17 protein-coding genes are annotated in these 17,947 nt (G+C 59.4%); 1 reads left to right on the top strand and 16 read right to left on the bottom strand.

Going from position 1 to position 17,947, the window contains the following annotated elements:
• Positions 1–25 precede the first annotated feature (25 nt).
• The 12 genes from AB4N84_RS02515 to AB4N84_RS02570 all read right to left on the bottom strand — a co-directional run bounded on the left by AB4N84_RS02515 (position 26) and on the right by AB4N84_RS02570 (position 11,503).
• Positions 26–1,033, bottom strand: a complete 1,008-nt coding sequence (locus AB4N84_RS02515) for a lysylphosphatidylglycerol synthase domain-containing protein (RefSeq protein WP_460045133.1) — start codon at positions 1,031–1,033, stop codon at positions 26–28.
• Positions 1,030–2,280, bottom strand: a complete 1,251-nt coding sequence (gene clsB, locus AB4N84_RS02520) for a cardiolipin synthase ClsB (protein WP_074758381.1) — start codon at positions 2,278–2,280, stop codon at positions 1,030–1,032. Before clsB ends, AB4N84_RS02515 begins: the two co-directional genes overlap by 4 nt.
• Positions 2,277–3,071, bottom strand: a complete 795-nt coding sequence (locus tag AB4N84_RS02525; protein WP_460045135.1) for an endonuclease/exonuclease/phosphatase family protein — start codon at positions 3,069–3,071, stop codon at positions 2,277–2,279. Before AB4N84_RS02525 ends, clsB begins: the two co-directional genes overlap by 4 nt.
• Positions 3,068–3,985, bottom strand: a complete 918-nt coding sequence (locus AB4N84_RS02530) for a DUF72 domain-containing protein (protein WP_460045137.1) — start codon at positions 3,983–3,985, stop codon at positions 3,068–3,070. Before AB4N84_RS02530 ends, AB4N84_RS02525 begins: the two co-directional genes overlap by 4 nt.
• Positions 3,930–4,319, bottom strand: a complete 390-nt coding sequence (locus AB4N84_RS02535; protein WP_460045138.1) for a hypothetical protein — start codon at positions 4,317–4,319, stop codon at positions 3,930–3,932. The genes AB4N84_RS02530 and AB4N84_RS02535 overlap by 56 nt, the downstream gene beginning before the upstream one ends.
• A gap of 1,166 nt (positions 4,320–5,485) precedes the next feature.
• Positions 5,486–6,121 carry a CGNR zinc finger domain-containing protein gene (locus AB4N84_RS02540; protein ID WP_460045139.1) on the bottom strand — a complete coding sequence of 212 codons (636 nt, stop codon included), beginning with the start codon at positions 6,119–6,121 and terminating at the stop codon, positions 5,486–5,488.
• A 98-nt stretch (positions 6,122–6,219) separates the two neighbouring features.
• Positions 6,220–6,831 (bottom strand): adenylyl-sulfate kinase, encoded by a 612-nt coding sequence (cysC, locus tag AB4N84_RS02545; protein ID WP_460045140.1) that lies wholly within the window; start codon positions 6,829–6,831, stop codon positions 6,220–6,222.
• 21 nt (positions 6,832–6,852) lie between these two features.
• A complete protein-coding gene (locus AB4N84_RS02550; protein WP_460045142.1) occupies positions 6,853–7,665 on the bottom strand; it encodes a class I SAM-dependent methyltransferase in 813 nt (270 codons plus the stop codon).
• The gene (locus tag AB4N84_RS02555) at positions 7,625–8,809 is read right to left on the bottom strand and encodes a hypothetical protein (RefSeq protein WP_460045144.1); all 1,185 of its coding nucleotides are present in this window, start codon (positions 8,807–8,809) and stop codon (positions 7,625–7,627) included. The genes AB4N84_RS02550 and AB4N84_RS02555 overlap by 41 nt, the downstream gene beginning before the upstream one ends.
• A gap of 32 nt (positions 8,810–8,841) precedes the next feature.
• Positions 8,842–9,573 (bottom strand): SDR family NAD(P)-dependent oxidoreductase, encoded by a 732-nt coding sequence (locus AB4N84_RS02560; RefSeq protein WP_460045146.1) that lies wholly within the window; start codon positions 9,571–9,573, stop codon positions 8,842–8,844.
• Positions 9,570–10,307, bottom strand: a complete 738-nt coding sequence (locus tag AB4N84_RS02565) for a sulfotransferase-like domain-containing protein (protein WP_460045147.1) — start codon at positions 10,305–10,307, stop codon at positions 9,570–9,572. The genes AB4N84_RS02560 and AB4N84_RS02565 overlap by 4 nt, the downstream gene beginning before the upstream one ends.
• Complete coding sequence (locus AB4N84_RS02570) at positions 10,304–11,503, bottom strand: transaldolase family protein (protein WP_460045148.1); 1,200 nt, start codon at positions 11,501–11,503, stop codon at positions 10,304–10,306. The genes AB4N84_RS02565 and AB4N84_RS02570 overlap by 4 nt, the downstream gene beginning before the upstream one ends.
• Positions 11,504–12,154: 651 nt before the next feature.
• Between AB4N84_RS02570 and AB4N84_RS02575 the strand changes: the two genes are divergently transcribed.
• Positions 12,155–12,697: a cytochrome b gene (locus AB4N84_RS02575; protein ID WP_074759187.1), complete on the top strand. Its 543-nt coding sequence runs from the start codon at positions 12,155–12,157 to the stop codon at positions 12,695–12,697.
• Between the two features lie 12 nt (positions 12,698–12,709).
• On the opposite strand, the gene AB4N84_RS02580 is transcribed toward AB4N84_RS02575, so the two are convergent.
• The 4 genes from AB4N84_RS02580 to AB4N84_RS02595 form a co-directional block, all read right to left on the bottom strand.
• Complete coding sequence (locus AB4N84_RS02580) at positions 12,710–13,933, bottom strand: cytochrome c biogenesis protein DipZ (protein ID WP_460045149.1); 1,224 nt, start codon at positions 13,931–13,933, stop codon at positions 12,710–12,712.
• A 74-nt stretch (positions 13,934–14,007) separates the two neighbouring features.
• The gene (locus tag AB4N84_RS02585) at positions 14,008–14,268 is read right to left on the bottom strand and encodes a DUF2790 domain-containing protein (RefSeq protein ID WP_460045150.1); all 261 of its coding nucleotides are present in this window, start codon (positions 14,266–14,268) and stop codon (positions 14,008–14,010) included.
• A 330-nt stretch (positions 14,269–14,598) separates the two neighbouring features.
• Positions 14,599–15,953 (bottom strand): IS3 family transposase gene (locus AB4N84_RS02590; protein WP_460042898.1). Its coding sequence is split into 2 segments (ribosomal slippage): positions 14,599–15,494 and positions 15,494–15,953, totalling 1,356 coding nucleotides; the frame shifts between segments, so codons are not numbered across the junction.
• A gap of 798 nt (positions 15,954–16,751) precedes the next feature.
• Complete coding sequence (locus AB4N84_RS02595) at positions 16,752–17,858, bottom strand: HlyD family secretion protein (protein ID WP_460046925.1); 1,107 nt, start codon at positions 17,856–17,858, stop codon at positions 16,752–16,754.
• Between the last annotated feature and the right edge of the window lie 89 nt (positions 17,859–17,947).

A 17,947-nucleotide genomic window follows, 5' to 3' on the forward strand; every position in this document is an offset into this window, starting at 1 on the left:
GCCAGCAGCCGGTGCCGGCAAGGGATCAGCCTGCATTGCGCGCTTCATTCTTACTGCGCATGGATTTGGCGCGCTTCTCCAGCACCAGGTACACCACCACCGCCAACATCAGCGGAATCAGGAAGTAGATAACGCGGTAGCCAATCAGCGCCGCGAGCAACTGGCCCTTGCTGAATTGATGCTGCATCAGGGTGATGAAGACCGTTTCCAGCACACCCAACCCCGCCGGAATGTGCGCGATGACGCCTGCGATGCTGCTGATGAGCAGAATCCCCAGGACGGCCGGGTAGAACGCTTTTTCCGGGAGCAGTATGAAGATCAACAGCGCCATCAGGCCCCAGTTCAGCGCCCCCAACAACGCCTGACGCAGTGCTTGATTGAGCGACGGCAGTACCAGTTTTTGCTTGCGAATGGTCCAGGTCCTGCGTTTGGAAAACCGACACGCCAGGAAATACCCGAAGCACACGGCGAGCAACACGAAGCCGATCAGTTGCAGGGTGGTGTCGCCGATCTTCCAGCCCTCGGGCAAGTCGATGAAACCGCCGGCAAACACGAACCCCGCCAGCAACATGTAACCCAGCCAGTTGGTGATCAGGCTCAGGCTGAGAATCCGGGTGATGGTTGGCACGTCGAGACCGAGGCGCGAATACAACCGATACCGCAATGCGATGCCGCCGACCCACGAACTCAGGTTCAGATTGAAGGCGTAGCAGACGAAGGTCACCGGCACGATCTGCTTCACCGACAGTTTGTGTTCGGTGTAACGCCGCGCCAGCACGTCGAATCCGCAGTAGGTCAGGTAGCTGCCGACCGCAACGAGAAAACCGAGCGCCAGCGTGCTTGCCTTGTACGACTCCAGCGCATGCACCACCTCGTTCCAGTCGAGGTTCTTCACCAGCATGAACAGCAAGGCCGGGACAGCGATGAAGAAGAACACGGTGAAAGCGCGTTTGGCCCAGGTCAGCCAAGCCTTGTGTTTGCCCGGGGCAGAGGATTTGTCCTGCCCGGTGGACGCCTGCGACACCCCGTTCATAGCGACTTCTCCTGATCAGGCGAAAGCTCGCGCTTGAGTTCGCTCGCTTGCGCAATCACGTCCGGCGAGCGCACCGGCTTCAAACGCGGCCCGTGCACCGGAAACAACCCGGCAATTGCTGGAAAATGCCGCAGGAAGTGGAAGCTCAGGAAAATCATCGGCGCCCTCCACCACTGCCCTTTCGCCAGACCTTTCAGGCTGGCCTGCTTGCTGTGGGCAGCGGCCAGTTCCGTGAGATGCTCGTGCAGGTGTTGATTCAGCGCGTGATCGCGGATGAACAGATTGGCTTCCAGGTTCAACGCCAGACTCAGAGGGTCGAGGTTGCTGGAGCCCACCGTCGACCATTCATGGTCGATCAGCGCGACTTTGCCGTGCAACGCGCGCTGCTTGTATTCATGGATCACCACGCCCTCACGCAGCAGCCAGGTGTACGTCAGGCGTGAGCACATGCGCACGAACGGCATGTCTGGCTGACCCTGCAGAATCAGCGTGACCTTCACGCCGCGGCGGGCCGCATTGCGCAGCTCGCGCAAGAACCGGTAGCTCGGGAAAAAATACGCGTTGGCGATGGTGATGCGCTGGGTAGCGCCGCGCATCGCCAGCAGGTACTGCTCTTCGATGTCGGTGGTGTGCTGACGATTGTCTCGCTCGGCCAGCAGCATGCGTGCGCTGCCTGCCTGGCGTGTCATCGCCTTGAGCGGCGCGAAGGACCCGCGCAACGCCGGTCCGAGCATGCCCAGCGTGGACCGGTAGATGTCGGCCACGATAGGGCCGCGCACCAGCACTGCGTAGTCCTGTTTGGCGGTCACGCCCGTGTCGGACATGTGGTCAACGCTGTAATTGATGCCACCCATGAACGCCAGTTCGGCATCGATCACCACCACCTTGCGGTGCAGCCGACGAAACAGGTTGGTGCGCATGCCCATGAATTTCGGGCGCGGGTCAAACAATTGAATCTGCACGCCGGCGCTGACCATTTCCTGCACGAACGACGTACTCAGGTCGCTGGTGCCGTAGTCATCCACCGTAATCACCACGCGCACGCCACGGCTGGCCGCCTCGATCACCGCCTGCTGCAGGCCTTCACCAATGCGATCTTCAAAAATGATGAACGTCTCGATCAACACCTCCCGCCGCGCCGTGCGAATGTGTTCAAAAACGTTGCTGAAAAAATCCTCGCCATTGATCAGCAGCTCGACGGAATTGCCGTCTTGCCAGATGCCACATTGATCATTGAACGCCTTCATAGTGTGACCTCTACCGCCAATGGCGCATGATCGGAAAGATGCGACCAGGGTCGGTTCGACAACACCCTGGGCGCCCGGGGACGGGCATTGCGAACATAAATTCGGTCCAGCCGCAGCAACGGGAAGCGCGCCGGAAAACTCTTGGCCGGGGCGCCGAACGATTCGACGAATACCTCGCGCAAGCCGGTCGGCATCAACGCCGCGTCGGCCTTCTGTCGCCAGTCGTTGAAGTCTCCGGCAATGATCACCGGCGCTTCTGGCGGCAAGCGCGACACCAGTTCCGCCATCAACGACAGCTGCTGCTGACGGTGCACCTCCTTGAGGCCAAGGTGCACGCAAATGGCGTGGACTTCACCGAAACCCGGGACCTGCAACACGCAGTGCAACAAGCCTCGCTCTTCAGTACCGAGAATCGAGATGTCGAGGTTTTCGTGCCGCACGATCGGGTATTTCGACAGCAACGCATTGCCGTGATGGCCGTGGGGGTACACCGCATTGCGACCGTAGGCGAAGTCGTTCCACATACTGTCGGCGAGAAACTCATACTGCGAGGTGGTCGGCCAGTTCTTAACCGTCTGGGCGTGATTTTGCTGTTCACCGTGGACCTCTTGCAGAAACACGACGTCCGCCGACACGCTGCGTACGGCATCGCGAAGCTCCGGCAGGATGAAACGTCGATTGAGGAAGCCGAAGCCCATGTGCATGTTCATCGTCAGCACGTTGAGCGTGACGTCGGTGGACGCGTTCTGTCGGCGGCTGGCGATGCCTTCGGGGGTCAGGGCACTGGTCAAAACTTCACTCCTTGCAGATCGCCGGGGGCGACTTCCAGGTCGGCGGTCAGGTCAAAACGCTCCAGCAACGCGCGGGCGTCATAAGGCGCCCTGACCTTGATGTCGTTGTCGAAATAGCAATAAACGTCCCGCGACTTGCGCACGCGAGGTGACTTAGGGGCAGTGAGATGGGCGTCCTTCGGCTGCGAGCCCTGCTGCCACGCATCGATGCGATCGCCCCAGCGCTTGAGCGCCTTGGGCGTGTAACCGCTGGCGTACAGCGCTTTGTCGCCGTGCAAGCGCAGGTAGACGAAGTCGCTGGTCAGGTCTTCCAGATACGGCCACTTGCCCGCCGTGTCAGCGATCACCAACGCGACGTTGTACTTGCGCAGCAGGGTGATGAACGCCGGAACGGCAAAACTCTCATGACGAATTTCCACGGCGTGGCGCAGTTTGGCTTTCGCGGGGATCTCCAGATAACCCGGCTTTTCCATGCGTGCGGCGCACTGCCTGGCGCAGGCCTTGGCGGCTTTGCCGTCGAACGGCAACGACAGCAAAAACGCTTCGAATTTTTCGGCATCAAATTTGAAACTGGGCGGAAACTGCCAGAGGATCGGGCCCAGTTTGTCCCGGAGCTGAAAAATGCCCGAAGCGAAGAAATTGGCGATGGGCTCAGCGATGTCGTTCAGGCGTCTGACGTGGGTGATATAGCGCGGCCCCTTCAGGCTGAAGACAAAGCCTTTGGGCGTGTCGGCGTACCAGCGGGCATAGAGATCCGGCGACTGCAGAGAGTAGAACGAGCCATTGATTTCAATGCTGTTCACCGCTCTGGAGGCGAATTTGAGTTCGTTTTTCTGAACCAGACCTTCCGGGTAGAAATCACCGCGCCACGGCACGTAGCGCCAGCCCGAGATGCCGATACGAATATCGCTCATGCAAGTGCTCTCTGTGCTCTGGGCCACGACCGGTGTCGCGACTGCCTTGAACAAGAGATAAGAAGCTTGGGAAACAGGCAGGTTCCCTGGTTTTTGTCGCTGTGGCGTCAGATGCCCGTTTTTTCGGGTCGGGGTGGGTGTCGTCGATGACGTCGGGTCCATTGGGCAATGTTTCAGGTCGGCTGGGATCGGCCCCTGGCGTGCGGACATCGTCACCTTCAAGGACTTTTCCACCGTCGGTGAAGACAGGATCGAGGAGTTCGTCGTAGTCGGTGCCGGGGTTTTGGGAGAGTGGGTTCTGTAAGCCGGGTTGGTCCATCAGGTTCTTTTTCATGGCGCACCTTGGGGTTGTCTGCGGTTTTTGGGGCGGGTCATGAAGTGTTTGAAAATAATCGGGGGTGGGTGTTCAGGGTTTTTGGGGGCCGTTTATCGGTCAGACCTGAGCGGGTTGGCCAGAGGTCCGCATGCGGGATTGGGATTGGGATTGGGATTGGGATTGGGATTGGGATTGGGATTGGGATTGGGATTGGGATGGGATTGGGGTCTTATCCGTTTTTGGGGTGACGCTTATACGTTTGGTTCTGCCTAACGGCAGAAACGTTCCGCCTTCGGCGGGTTACTTGAAAAGACCCCAAGTAACCAAGGGTTGAAGCCTGGTTTGGCGACTCCTTCGTCGTCGTACCCTCACTCCGGCGACGCTCCGTGGGCCCGCGCTGAACGGACATCCATGTCCTAGCAGCGCTCTCGCGGCATCCATGCCGCTCGGCCCACTCCACGTCGCCTGCGTTCGGCCTGCACCCAAGTCGCGATTTGTATCGTCTGAACTGTCGCGTAAAAGAGCAACGCGGGCTGGAGCTAACGCTCTTCGCATTTTTGGTTCGTACATCCATCTCCCGCACTGCATTTTCAACTGTAGGAGCGCGCTTGCCCGCGATCTGCCGGGAACCGGCAGCAAGACCTGTGCATGCGGAGTGCCAGACATGATTGAGTCGCCTGATTTTGCTACCGCTGCGCGGTAGATCGCGGGCAAGCGCGCTCCTACGCCTTCGGCAGAATCAAAAGCAGAGCACCAAGCTGCTCCTGCTCTCGCTTTTGATCTTCATACCACGTACTTCCAGACACCACAAAACGCGACTTGGGTGCAGGCTGAACGCAGGCGGCGCGTAGTGGGCCGAGCGGCATGGATGCCGCGAGAGCCGCCCCCCGCCATGGATGGCGGATGGCGGCGGGCACACGGAGCGTCGCCGGAGTGAAGGAACCTCGACGAAGTCGAGGCCAAACCGGGAGCCTCAACCCTTGGTTACTTGGGGTCTTTTCAAGTAACCCGCCGAAGGCGGAACAGTTGGCCGTTAGGCCAACCCGAAAACTCAGCAACACCCGAGCAAGCGGATAAGCACCCTACCCCTGGCGTCACCGGTTAGGCAGAACCAGAAGCCAGCGCCCCCTTAAAGAAACAGTCATGAATCGGCCCAATGCCAACTGCCAAACCAAAAAAACAGCTTAAAATTGCCCCACCGCGCGCCGCGCTTTCTCTTTGGCCCCGCATACGTTCATCTGACACCACCGCCGACGACCATTCTTCGACGTGTCCACGAACAACCAATCGCAATCCGGCAAGGCACACAGCCTGAGCCTCGCCAAGTCCGGAGAAGTGAGAAGCGCCGCCGCCTGTACTGCGATCCGCCCCGTAAAACCGGACGTCATCCCATCCAGGGTCTCGCACGGGCGCCACGTCCAGGCGAAACCGGCAGGTATCGAAATCAGCGCGCGTTGCGACGACGTCGACACCAGCACCTCGTTCAACGCCTCAAGCTCGCGAGCGTCAACCGGCTCTCCCAACGCCACAGACAGAAACAGCCGGTAAAGCGACTCACGAAAACCGATCAACCGCCTGAACGCCGTCACCGAATGCCAGGACGATTGCTGCACCAGCTCCACACACCGGGCGTGCTCGGCCTCACCGATCAGCCCGGCGTGAAGAAACCAGTGCACGATCTCCTCAAGGCTCGAAAGCTTATCCACCACCGCCGTCAGCGATGTGCCGGGCCTTCGGCCATCACATGTATTCAGATAGTCGAGCACACTCGCGCCACCCACCAAACGAATAGCGTTGATCTTCAATTGACCGACGGACATGGCCCACCCCGGCATTGGCTGAAGCCTAAATAATGGCAGAGATGGGCCAACACACCGGACTTTCTGACCAACCCCCCTCGAATTGCGCGGAATCGCCTCTAAAATCCCCGCGAATGGCGTAACCAGTCGTCGATCATCTCTACCGCTGTCGCCACACTGACCTGGTCGCTGTGGATATGCAGCTCCGGAAAGACCGGTGGCTCGTACACCGAATCGATGCCCGTAAAACCGCGTATCTCGCCCTCTCTGGCACGGCGATATAACCCTTTGGGATCACGGCTTTCGGCGACTGCCAGCGGCGCATCGACGAAGACTTCGACGAAGCGTTCGTTGCCGATGATCGAGCGGGCGTAATGCCGCGCGGCACGGGTGGGCGAAATCAGCGCCACCATGACCGTCAGGCCGGCGTCGGCCATCAATGCCGCGACTTCGGCCACACGCCGAACGTTTTCGTCACGGTCGTGATCCGTAAACCCCAAGTCCCGGCACAGGCCGCTGCGTAACGAGTCACCATCCAGAATGCAGGTCTTGAGCCCGCGCGCCTGCAACACCGGGTTCAGCCCGTCGACAATGGTGGATTTTCCGGCAGCGGACAGCCCTGTCAGCCAGATCACATGAGGCGTCGGCTGCCCCTGCGGCGCAGTGCCGTGGGCGAAGTTGTAGGCGAACAGGTTGTGACGCGACGATTGGGGCTGCTGTTGAATATCCATGAGTACACCTCCTTGTGTGACTTAAACATGCGCCTGATGAATGATGAAATCGGCGGCCATCGGGTCGTAGACCGATTTGAAATCGCCGTAGCTTTGCTTCACCACGAACCCGGCCGCTCTCATCTCGCCTCGAAGCCGACCCGGCAGAATCGGGAACACCCGCAAGCGATACCTGGCACCGTCGGCGAAGGTGTAAACGAATTCGCACAACGACTCGTGCAACTCGCCCAACGTGACCTTCGCCGTTTTGCCGCAATAGTAGTAGCGACCGGATGACGAGAACTGCCCGGCGAGAATGGCCTGGAAATTACGCTGATCCACCAGCAGCAAGCCTCCCGGATTGAGCAGCCGACGGAACCGCTTCAACACCGCGATGCGCTCGGCCTCCTCGAAGACATGGCACAGCGAGCTGCCCAGGCACAGCACCGCATCGAAGGTGCCCAATTGCCGAGGGTCCAGGTCATGCCAGTCGCAGCACAGGGTGGGAATGTCCAGGCCTCGGCTGGCAAAGTTGGCTTTCGCTTGCCTGACCATGGTCGGGCTACCGTCGCAGGCCGTCACATCAAACCCTGCGCGACGCAGCTGTACCGAATGAAAACCGCTGCCGCAGGAGGCATCGAATATCCGGCACGCGCCGGCCTGCAACAGCAGCTGCGAAAAGAATGGCCCCTCTCCCTCCGCGCGCTTGTTCCAGTCGATCAACTCGTCCCAGCGACTGACAAAATCAGCGTTGTATTGTTCGGTATAGGCGGCAGGCGCGACGGCCTGCCTCACACCGCTCAGGTCAAGGCAATCAGCCGAATTGACGGGTGAGGATGCGTTGCTGGGGAACATGGCTGACTCCTTGTTGGCTGATGTTGTGAGCAAACGCTTGATATTTTTGACCCAGCTCATTGGCGCATTCGGCGGCGTCCTGGACCTTCATGCCCGCCACGAAGTAGCCGAGCATCTGCTCCATGACGTTCATTTGCGCACTCCCGAACATGACCGTGCCATCGGCCATGATCGACTGAATGCCGTCCTGTCGTTGCCCGGCCTCATTAACCTGAATGGCTTCCTCACGCCGGACGCCATAAGGCAGTCCGAGCAGCACCTGCCCCATCCCGACCTTCACCGGATACCCGCCCGGCAAACCGTGTGGTCCGGGTGCATGCACATGCACCTCTTCGTCGGCGAACAGGTTGTCCAGGACACTGATGGCCGACATCGCCGTCAGGTACTGCCCATCGACGCCCCCCAGGCGACGGAAGTTGTCCGCCACACTGCGAAAGATCACGTCGGCACTGAATTCATCCGTGCGTTCCCGGCCATCGATCCAGTAAGACAGATTGAAGTTCGCCTGCTGTGGCAAACCATGGCGTGGCACGTAGTGACTGAAAAAGTGTTGGCCGATCAGTTTGACGCAGACCCGCGACGGCTCGCACCGCGCAAGACGGGCGATGGCGCAGCGCGTGGCGGGAATCAGATTTGCGATGTTGCCCACGCCGACGTCCGGCGCCATCCCGACCTTGTACAACACGGCGTTGACCGCGTCGGGGAATGCCGCGTTGAGCACCAGGCTTTTGGGGCAGGACTGTTTCACCGCACGCATCAACGCGTACGCCGGGGCAAGGTGCATCGGTAGCCAAGGCCCCAACTGAGCCTGATCCAGTGCGTAAAACGTCGCCTTGGGCAGTTGCGTGATCACCCGCCAGGACTGCAAAGACGCGCAATTGAGGATGACGTCCGGTTTTATCCGGGACAGCGTTTCGGCGTTGCGTTCGATCGCGGACTCCGTCAGGTCCATTTCCCACGCCTGAATGCGGACCGACACATTCAGCTGCAGCGCACCCAGGCTGACCAGGTTGCACAAACGGGTCGCCTGTTCCAGGTTGCGGCTGGCTACATGAAAGTCGAATTGATTGCGGGGCGCGAGGATTTGCAAAACCTGCAGGCACAGGTTGCCGCCGCCCACGATGAGCAATTTTTTGCGTTGCATGATTTCATCTCCCTGAGTGTCCAGACTGCGCATCAGCGCGGGTAGGCACCGTTGTCCACGGGTATGATTTTTCCGGTCAGGTGACGGCTCTGATCGGACAACAGAAACAGGATCACATCGGCGACCCCCTCCGGATGAATCGGCTCTTTGAGCACTTCCTGTCGCTCGTACTCTTTGCGCCGATGTTCGGGGATGCGGTCATGGATCGAGGTCTCCCGGATCAAGGCCGGCGAGACCGCATTGACGCGTACACGGGGCGCGAAATTCCAGGCATTGGCCTTGGTCAGGCCAATGACGCCAGCCTTGGTGGCGCCATAGAGCGCATCCATGCTGCCGACCTCACCGGCCACCGATGTGATGTTCACGATGCAGCGCGCGTGCGGCGCTTGCAGCTCGTGACGGGCGAAGTCCCTTGACAGGTAGACCAGTGACTTGAGGTTCACCGCCCACATTTCTTCCATCTCCTCATCGCTGTATTCGTAAACGCTTTTGCCGTGGTACAGACCCGCGTTGTTCACCAGTCCCTGCAGCGCGAGGCGATCGTCACGCTGGTACAGCTCACTGATAAAGGACTGATAAGTGTCTGGCCTGGAGAAGTCGGCAACATGCGCTTCCAGCCGATGGGCGGGCAAAAGGTCCTGGAGGTTACGCAAACCCTGTTTGTCCTTGTCGGCGGCAATGACGTAATAACCTGCTTCCACACAGGCAATGGCGGTTGCTTTGCCTATGCCGTTGGCAGCGCCGGTGATGACAATTTTTTTCATGAGCGTCCCTGCTGAGTAAATTGATTCATGCGTTCGTAGAACGGCCGGTGTGTGTGGTAGTAACCCATCAGATGCGGGTGGGCAGTGAGCTGTCGCTCGTCGAAATCCGATGTCGACGCGACGATGTGCGTGCTGCGTTCGGCGTCTTTGTGCCAGCTACGCCAGGCCTGCCATTGGGGCGGGCAGGACGGCGCCCAACTGAGCGCTTCGGGGAGGAACTCCAGCTGCAAGTGATCGCAGAGCCTGCGCAGCGTTTCTTCCGGCTGGTTCGCCAGATCGTCCCCGTTGATCACGTACGGAATCTTGCCGGTGAGCTTGGTGACCCGACAGAACACGTCGTACAGGGCTTTGTGGCCGATGGCGTGCAAGGGCATCTGAGCGAACATCGCGAAGTGCGAAACGATGGCCCGACCTGGCTCGCGAATGATGAACACATGTTGCTGCTCAAGCAGAAAGTCGGTGTCTGCTTTCAGTTCATCCAGGCAGTGGTAGCACATGTCCTTGTGAAACACGTTGCGCCGCTCACGGGTGCTGCGCAGCAAGGACTTGATCCCCTCGTAGGTCCGCGGCAGGCCACAGTCCAGATCGTCGTGGGGAATGGCCGACTGCTCATTGAAAGCCATGTGCGCGAAGGGTTCGTGGAATACCTCGAAGTCCCCCCGTTCGATGAACACGCGCTCCAGCACTGTGGAGCGCGAACGCGGATGGGCCCACAGCGCGATCATGCGATTCATGACACACGCCCCATCGCCATATCACGCATGGCCAGATCGCTCAGGGGTCTCATCTCGGGGAACAACGCCGTGTTGCTGGGGCCTTTCACAAACGCCAGCAGTTGCGCTTGTCCTTCTCGGGCGTCGTGGCTGGCGGTGACGAACGCAGGATGCAGCGCGAACCGTGACGGCGCCAGTTCACCTTCGAAGTACGCCTGGTTGAAGTAAGGAATCGCCATCAGCCGATTCAGAACCCGCCGTGGTACTTGCACCCATTCGGTGGCGGGCGTCACCGGCTGATTGAGCTGTTGCCGGCGGATGAGAAACTCAAGGATGTCCGGCGTCAGGGTGTACAAGGTCGTGTCTGCGCCCGTGCGCTGCAGGTGCCAGCAATGCTCACGCCCGCGCACATCGGTGTCGACTTTCAGGCTGCAAAGCAACAACCGCGCCGGTGTCTGCCAACGCCGCATCAACGCCTGAATCGCCTGATAAACCGCCAGTTCCGCCCAGCGCCGGTCCGTCGCGGTCAGGCACAGCCGCCGCTGCGCGGCTTGACGTTCAAATTCATGTTCGGCACCCAGCCGCCCCATCATGAATGTGATGACGTAACGCGCCCGGTCCGTGTTCACCCCCGTCACCCGTGCGCGCAGACGACCGCTGTGGATGGCCTTCAGGCAAGCGGCGAACTGCGAAACGGTGAAGCAGAAGGTGTTATTGATCGAACACCCCTGGGCGACCAGCTGTTCGATCGCCCGATACCCCTGCTCGCTGCCGGGCACCTTGATCATCACGTTGGGGGCCAGACTGGCCAGTTGCAGCCCGCGTGTGACGAGCAGGCGTTCGTGCATCCATTCGCCGCCTTCGATTTGTGCCGACAACCAGCCCTGACGTTGCTGCGTAGCATCCCAAAACGCGCGAAGTTTCCCCGCCCCCTCCACGATCACCTGGTCGTAGAGCTGACGCGCTTTGTCGCAATCCGTCAGCTGCGAGGGAAGACGGTCGGCAAAATCCTGCCACCGTTGAGGATCTTCCAGTACCGCACGTGCAACCAGTCGTGGATTGGTAGTTGCACCGCTGAGACCTGATTGACTGGCTGAAAAGTTATCGGGAAGCCAACTCTCGATCACGTTAAACATGCTCGGGTATTGGGTAATCATTCGATCTTTAAAGGCGCCATAGATCGTCGGAGACGAATCCCACCATAGTTCGGAATCCACAGTGTTCTTTTTCAAAAGGCAAGCGAATCCGGGGACTTCCATGTGAAGAGTCCTGTATGCAGGTATCCATTAATGATGACGAGGGCCCCAGCAAAGCTGGGCAAAATGCCAGTCTGATCAGACTGATAGTCAGACGCTCTGAACCTTCCGGGGTAAAGATGGATCCAAGCGGATTACCTGTCAAACTCGTTTTGATGGTTTGTTAATCACGAATACGTATAAGAACAGAACTTTATATGACGCCATTAGCAAACGCGTTCAAACACGTTTCACCCCCTCGTTTGAATAACTTCATATGGAGAAGAATAAGAAACATTCAGACATATACTATTAGAACATCGTACAACCGACATTAACAAACGGATCAATGATATCCCCCATATAACGTGGCTAGCCGGGAAAACTTCATTGAAGGCTTAATGACATCATTAAGCCGTTTAGTGGACAGTTATTCAATCGCCATTATGAGATCGGCCTGATGCACAGAACATCCACGTCTTGGAATAACTCTTACAGCGCTTGCAAGTTGCACTCGTCATTCCTGTCGAGGCGTTCATGTGAAGGCCTGCTGAAACCTGTAGCGAGCATCGTGTTCTTATCGGCAACCTGCTTAAATCAGGCGAGAACATCAAAAAATCGAGGGACCTGACCGTGACGACACCACTGAACACTGAACGCTACAGCTACCGGGCTCGCTGGTTCCACTGGGTGATGGCTGCCCTGATTGTGCTGGCGTATGCCCTGATACTCAGCCGCAGTCAGTTCGCCAAGGGTACCGACCTGCGAACCTTTGTCGTGCAATCGCATTTCTGGGTGGGGATCGTGGTACTGATCATGGCGTTTTTCCGGGTGGCGGAGCGTCATCGTCATACGCCGCCGGGGGTTACCCCGCCGCTGGAAGGAATCCTGCGGCTGGCCGCCACCTTGTCGCACTACGCGTTGTATGCATTCCTCTTCGCGCAACCGCTGTTGGGGTTGTTCACCGTGCTGCTCGAACGCGGCGCGCTGCCGGTCCCGTTGACGTCGCTGACCATTCCGGCGCCCTTCGATATCGCCAAGGACACCGCGCAAACCCTGGAACACTTCCATGTGTTGCTGGGCACGATCTTCTATTACGTCATCGGCTTGCACGTGGTTGCGGCGGTCTGGCATCACTTCGTGCGCAAGGACAATACCGTGCGGCGCATGGTGTAACCCCACCCGGCACTAGCCCTTGGGCTTGGCCTGGGCCTTGGCTTCGTCGAGCAGTTGCTGGATCACCTGTTCCTGGATGTCGTAGCTGCCCTCACCGAAGTGGGTGTATCGAATCTGGCCCTGCGCATCGATGATGTAATGCGCGGGCCAGTATTGATTGCCGAACGCGCGCCAGATGGCGTAGTCATTGTCGATCGCGATCGGGTAGCTCAGGCCCAGCTTCTCCACGTTCTTGCGCACGTTGTCGATGACGCGCTCGTAGGGGTACTCGGGGGTGTGTACACCAATCACCACCAGACCGTCCTTCTCGTATTTCTTCGCCCAACCGTTCACGTAGGGAATGCTGCGCTGGCAATTGATGCAGTCGAAGGTCCAGAAATCCACCAGCACCACCTTGCCCTTCAATGACGCCTTGCTCAGTGCAGGCGAGTTCAACCACTGCACCGCGCCGGACAGCGATGGCATGTCCCCTTTGTTGCTGACATCAGGCGCCGTGGCAGCCTTCACGCTGTCCACCAGGTAATCGATGACCGCCGGCACGCCAGTCAGTACGCGCTGCTCAATGGCCGCTGCACCTTCTGAGGATGTCCCGGCCAGCAGTTGATTCTGGTTCCCGCTGGCGATCACGACAGCCACCAGCAACGCTGCGCAACCAGCGCCGCGCCTGAGCCACGCGGTCACCGGTAACGACAGTTTCATTCGGGTCAGCACACCGCGTCCGGCAAATATCAGCGTGCCCAGCGACACTGCGCTCCCCAGCCCGTACGCCAGCAACAACAGGCTGGTGTGCGCACTCGGTCCTTGCAGCATGGCACCGGTCAGGATGATCCCCAGAATCGGTCCGGCACACGGCGCCCACAACAGCCCGGTCGCCACGCCGATCAACAGCGAAGCCGAAGGACCTGACAGCCGTCGGGTGGCCGGGTCAAGCCGGTTGCCGAGGGTCACCAACGGCCACATCAACCAGCTCCCGACCTTCGCCGACAGCAAGGACAGCGCAAACAACACCAACACCACCAGCGCGACCTGGCGACCGATGCCGTTGGCCGTCACCACCCAGTCACTGCTCACCACCGCCAGACTGGAGACCAACGCGAAGGTCAGCGTCAGCCCCAGCAACGTCAGCAGCACTGAAGAGGCCGAGCGGTCGGCGCGGGCGAACAGAAACGGCACGACGGGGAGGATGCACGGGCTGAGGACCGTGACGATCCCGCCCAGAAAAGCGATGAGCAACATACGCATTACCTGCAATCAGAAAAGGCGCGAGCGTTAACCTCGCCCCTTGGAAACCGGCGTCTTGAAGGGACGACTCAGTTGTCGTGGCAGCCGTCCGACATGCTCAGGTAGTCGAGGACGTGGACCTGGTCCGTCGAGTCCAGGTAGGTCAGTTGCGAGGTCACGACACTGCAGGCGGGGGTGGTGCCTTCTTTGGACGAGATCACTTTCTTGATGTCCAGATGGGTACCGTATGTGTAGGTTTCAGACTTCACGGCGTCCTGCGCTTGAGCGGACAGAGCGCCCAGGCTGAGGGCGGCAAACAGGGTGGCGATTGAAAGATTTTTCCAGTTCATGGCGATCTCCAGAGCGATGGCTGATGGTTCAAGTGGGCCGAGGCGTTGTTCCTCGATGGCGCCTATTGAACGGTCTGGAGGTATCGCGGATGTGTCAGCAAAGCGGTCAATGGCATCGCTACGTGTCGCAGGGGGGTGTGGATACAGTGCGATACAAATGGGTGGGCTGCGCTGGCGTACGGTCGGCGCTATCAGAGCTCGGTACATCCACTATCTGGGTGGCGCTGATAGATTGGTTCTGCCTGGCGGCAGAAGCGTTCCGCCTTCGGCGGGTTACTTGATGACCCCAAGTAACCAAGGGTTTGAACTGACCCCCGAAAGTTGGACAAATTACAGACTCATTATCTGGCTTCGAAATTGTACCGGACTGAGGCCGTTGAGCTTCATGCTGATCCGCTCGTGGTTGTAGTAATGGATGTACTCGTCGAGCCCGGCTTCTAATTGCTCAACGGTGTCGAAGCGCTCAAGGTAAAAAAACTCGCTCTTCAGAGTGCCGAAGAAGCGCTCCATCACAGCGTTGTCATAGCAGTTCCCTTTACGCGACATGCTTTGTTGAAGGCCTTTTTGGGCCAGCCGATGCCGGTAATTAACCTGACGATACTGCCACCCCTGGTCCGAGTGCAGCAAAGGAGTCTGCTCTGGCCCCAGTCGTGCCAGAGCCTTCTCCAGCATTTTTGACACCAGCTCAAACACCGGCCGCCTGCTGGTCTGGTAAGCCACGATCTCCCGGGTACAAAGATCCAGTACTGGTGACAGGTAAAGCTTTTGCCCGTTGACCTTGAACTCGGTGACATCGGTCACCCATTTTTGGTCGGGAAGGTCGGCCTTGAATTGGCGCGCCAACCGATTAGGCGCTGTCTCGCCCTCCGGGCCTTTGTAGGAGCGATATTTCTTGATCCTGACCAACGACTTGAGCCCCATCATCTGCATCAACCGCTGTACCGTCTTGTGATTGGCATGTTCGCCTATCTGTCTCAGGACCGCGGTGATACGGCGATAGCCGTAACGTCCCTTGTGCTGCTCATAGATGCGTCGCACGTGAGCCTTGAGCCCGGCGTGTTTATCGCGGGCAACGGCCTTGGCCTGATAGTAGAACGTGCTGTGGGCCAAGCCGGCAGCACGCAACAGCCATTGCATCGAATGCTCATGCCTCAATCCCTGGATTATGTGCGCTTTTTGGCTCGCGCTGCATTCTGCTCCCGGATCAAGGCATCGAGCTTTTTTAAGTAGGCATTCTCCGCTCGCAGGTAACCCAGCTCATCGAGCAGTTCCTGGCGAGTACGCTCGTCATCGCCAGGGCAAGGCTGTACAGCTTTTTCAGATGGTTTTTGGGGCATGGCAGGCTCTCTCTCCCGATGCGGCTTCAGCGCATTGATACCTCCGGCATGGTACAGCCTCTTCCATTCCCCGATGCTGTTTTGCCCGCGGATGCCAAAGAGAATGGCGGCTTGCTGGTCCGACAATCCATCCTGCTCAATGCGCTGTAGAACACTGAGTTTGAACTGGGCGTCATAGCGGCTGTACTGCCTCGCAAGGCCGGGCAGACCGTGTTGCTGATAGCTGCGCACCCAGCGCTGCAGGATGGAATGACCGATACCATTTTTGACTGCAACCCCGTTGGTGCTGCTGCCGGCCAGGCATTGTTTAACCAGTTTGAGTTTGAAGGCTGGATCGTACTTCGTCATGGCTGTTCCCTCGGTTGGACTGGGTGTCCAACTTTCGGGGGTCAGTTCAGGTTTGAGGCTCCCGGCTTGGTCCCTCCTGCGTCGGGATACCCTCTCTCCGGCGACGCTCCGTGGGCCCGCGCCGAACGGACATCCATGTCCTTGCGGCGCTCTCGCGGCATCCATGCCGCTCGGCCCACTGCGCGTCGCCTGCGTTCAGCCTGCACCCAAGTCGCGATTTGTGGTGTTCGGACTATCGCGTTAGAACAGCAAAATCAAAAGCATCGAATGACGCGAATCTTGTAGGAGCGTGGCTTGTCCCGCGATCTACCGCGCAGCGGTAGCAAAATCAGACAACTCGGTTATGCCTGACATACCGCATGCACCGGTTTTGCTGCCGGTTCCCGCCAGATCGCGGGCAAGCGCGCTCCTACGCTAAAGAGTGGAGCGAGGGAGATTGATGCACGAATCAAGACGCGAAGAGCGTTAGCTCCAGCCACGTTGCTCTTTTACGCGACAGCCCAGACACCACAAAACGCGACTTGGGTGCAGGCTGAACGCAGGTGGCGCGGAGTGGGCCGAGCGGCATGGATGCCGCGAGAGCCGCCCCCCGCCATGGATGGCGGATGGCGGCGGGCCCACGGAGCGTCGCCGGAGTGAAGGTACTCCGACGAAGGAGGAGCCCAGCCGGGAGTTCAACCCTTGGTTACTTGGGGTTATCAAGTAACCCGCCGAAGGCGGAACAGTTTGGCCGTTAGGCCAAATCCTGGACGGCATGGCACCGTACTCTCACTGCCAAGCACGAGGCAGGCTAACTGTTTACGGCTGCTCAACCGACCCATCCACCGGATCCGGCGGAATCGGGCCGTCCTGACTGGTGTCGATACTGACCACCACCGACATGCCCGGACGCAAACGCGCCAGATCATCCTGACCGCCGTCCACCGTGATACGCACTGGAATCCGCTGGGCAATCTTCACGAAGTTGCCCGTCGCGTTGTCAGCGGGCAACAAGCTGAACTCCGACCCCGCCGCCGGCGAGATCCGCTGCACACGTCCACGCATCTTGCGGTTCTCCAAGGCATCCACAGTGAACGACACCGGCTGACCCAAACGCACATTGGCCATCTGCGTTTCCTTCATGTTGGCGATGATCCAGCGCGGACGCGGCACCAGCCCCATCAACTGCGCACCCGAGTTCACGTAAGCGCCCAGTCGCGTACCGATCTGCCCCAACTGACCGTCACGAGGTGCAGTGATGCGGGTGTTGGTCAGGTCGATGCGCGCCAGCTCGATGGCGGCTTCGGCGTTTTTGACCGACGCCTCCAGCGAGCCTCGATTGACGATCACCGTTTGCAAATCTTGCCGGGCGATTTCAAGTGTTGCCTTGGCTTCAGCCAGCGCCGCACGCGCCTGCGCATCTGCCGCGCGGGTCACGTCCAGTTCACTTTTAGACACCGAGCCATCGGTCACCAGCGCGTTGCTGCGGCGCAGGTCCGCCGCCGCCTTCTGGCTCTGCGCCTCGGCGTTTGCAACAGTCGCCTGACGCTGCACGATGGTGGCTTCGGCACTGCGCCGCTGCTGCAGGTTGTTCTCCAGCGCGGCCTTTTGGATCCCCAGTTGCGCCAGCCCCTGATCCAGATGCTGTTGATAAATCCGGTCGTCAATGCGCACCAGCAGGTCACCCGCCTTCACCCACTGAAAATCCTGCACCGGCACTTCATAAACGTAGCCGCTCAGTTGCGGCGAAATGATCGTGGTCTGCCCCCTCACCTGCGCGTTTTCCGTGCTTTCGATGGGGCTGCTGAACGGCGGCAGCTGCCAGGCGTACAGCACGATCAACACGCCCGCCAGCGCGACGCCGCCAAACAGGATCGACGACACCAGACGAATGCGTGCCGAGCGCGGTTGCGTGGTGGCGGGCATCACCGCGGGAGCAGGCGCCGGCCCGGTGGTCGGTGTCGATTGGGTTGCGGAGTTGCCGGACGCATCGCCTGAAGGTTTGTCCGAAGGAT

Source organism: Pseudomonas sp. S2_H01, assembly GCF_054668305.1.

Coding starts and splice junctions, on each gene's coding strand:
- AB4N84_RS02515 (WP_460045133.1), bottom strand. CDS start 1,033: ATGAACGGGGTGTCGCAGGCGTCCACCGGGCAGGACAAATCCTCTGCC.
- clsB (WP_074758381.1), bottom strand. CDS start 2,280: ATGAAGGCGTTCAATGATCAATGTGGCATCTGGCAAGACGGCAATTCC.
- AB4N84_RS02530 (WP_460045137.1), bottom strand. CDS start 3,985: ATGAGCGATATTCGTATCGGCATCTCGGGCTGGCGCTACGTGCCGTGG.
- AB4N84_RS02535 (WP_460045138.1), bottom strand. CDS start 4,319: ATGAAAAAGAACCTGATGGACCAACCCGGCTTACAGAACCCACTCTCC.
- AB4N84_RS02540 (WP_460045139.1), bottom strand. CDS start 6,121: ATGTCCGTCGGTCAATTGAAGATCAACGCTATTCGTTTGGTGGGTGGC.
- cysC (WP_460045140.1), bottom strand. CDS start 6,831: ATGGATATTCAACAGCAGCCCCAATCGTCGCGTCACAACCTGTTCGCC.
- AB4N84_RS02550 (WP_460045142.1), bottom strand. CDS start 7,665: ATGTTCCCCAGCAACGCATCCTCACCCGTCAATTCGGCTGATTGCCTT.
- AB4N84_RS02555 (WP_460045144.1), bottom strand. CDS start 8,809: ATGCAACGCAAAAAATTGCTCATCGTGGGCGGCGGCAACCTGTGCCTG.
- AB4N84_RS02560 (WP_460045146.1), bottom strand. CDS start 9,573: ATGAAAAAAATTGTCATCACCGGCGCTGCCAACGGCATAGGCAAAGCA.
- AB4N84_RS02565 (WP_460045147.1), bottom strand. CDS start 10,307: ATGAATCGCATGATCGCGCTGTGGGCCCATCCGCGTTCGCGCTCCACA.
- AB4N84_RS02580 (WP_460045149.1), bottom strand. CDS start 13,933: ATGTTGCTCATCGCTTTTCTGGGCGGGATCGTCACGGTCCTCAGCCCG.
- AB4N84_RS02585 (WP_460045150.1), bottom strand. CDS start 14,268: ATGAACTGGAAAAATCTTTCAATCGCCACCCTGTTTGCCGCCCTCAGC.
- AB4N84_RS02595 (WP_460046925.1), bottom strand. CDS start 17,858: ATGCCCGCCACCACGCAACCGCGCTCGGCACGCATTCGTCTGGTGTCG.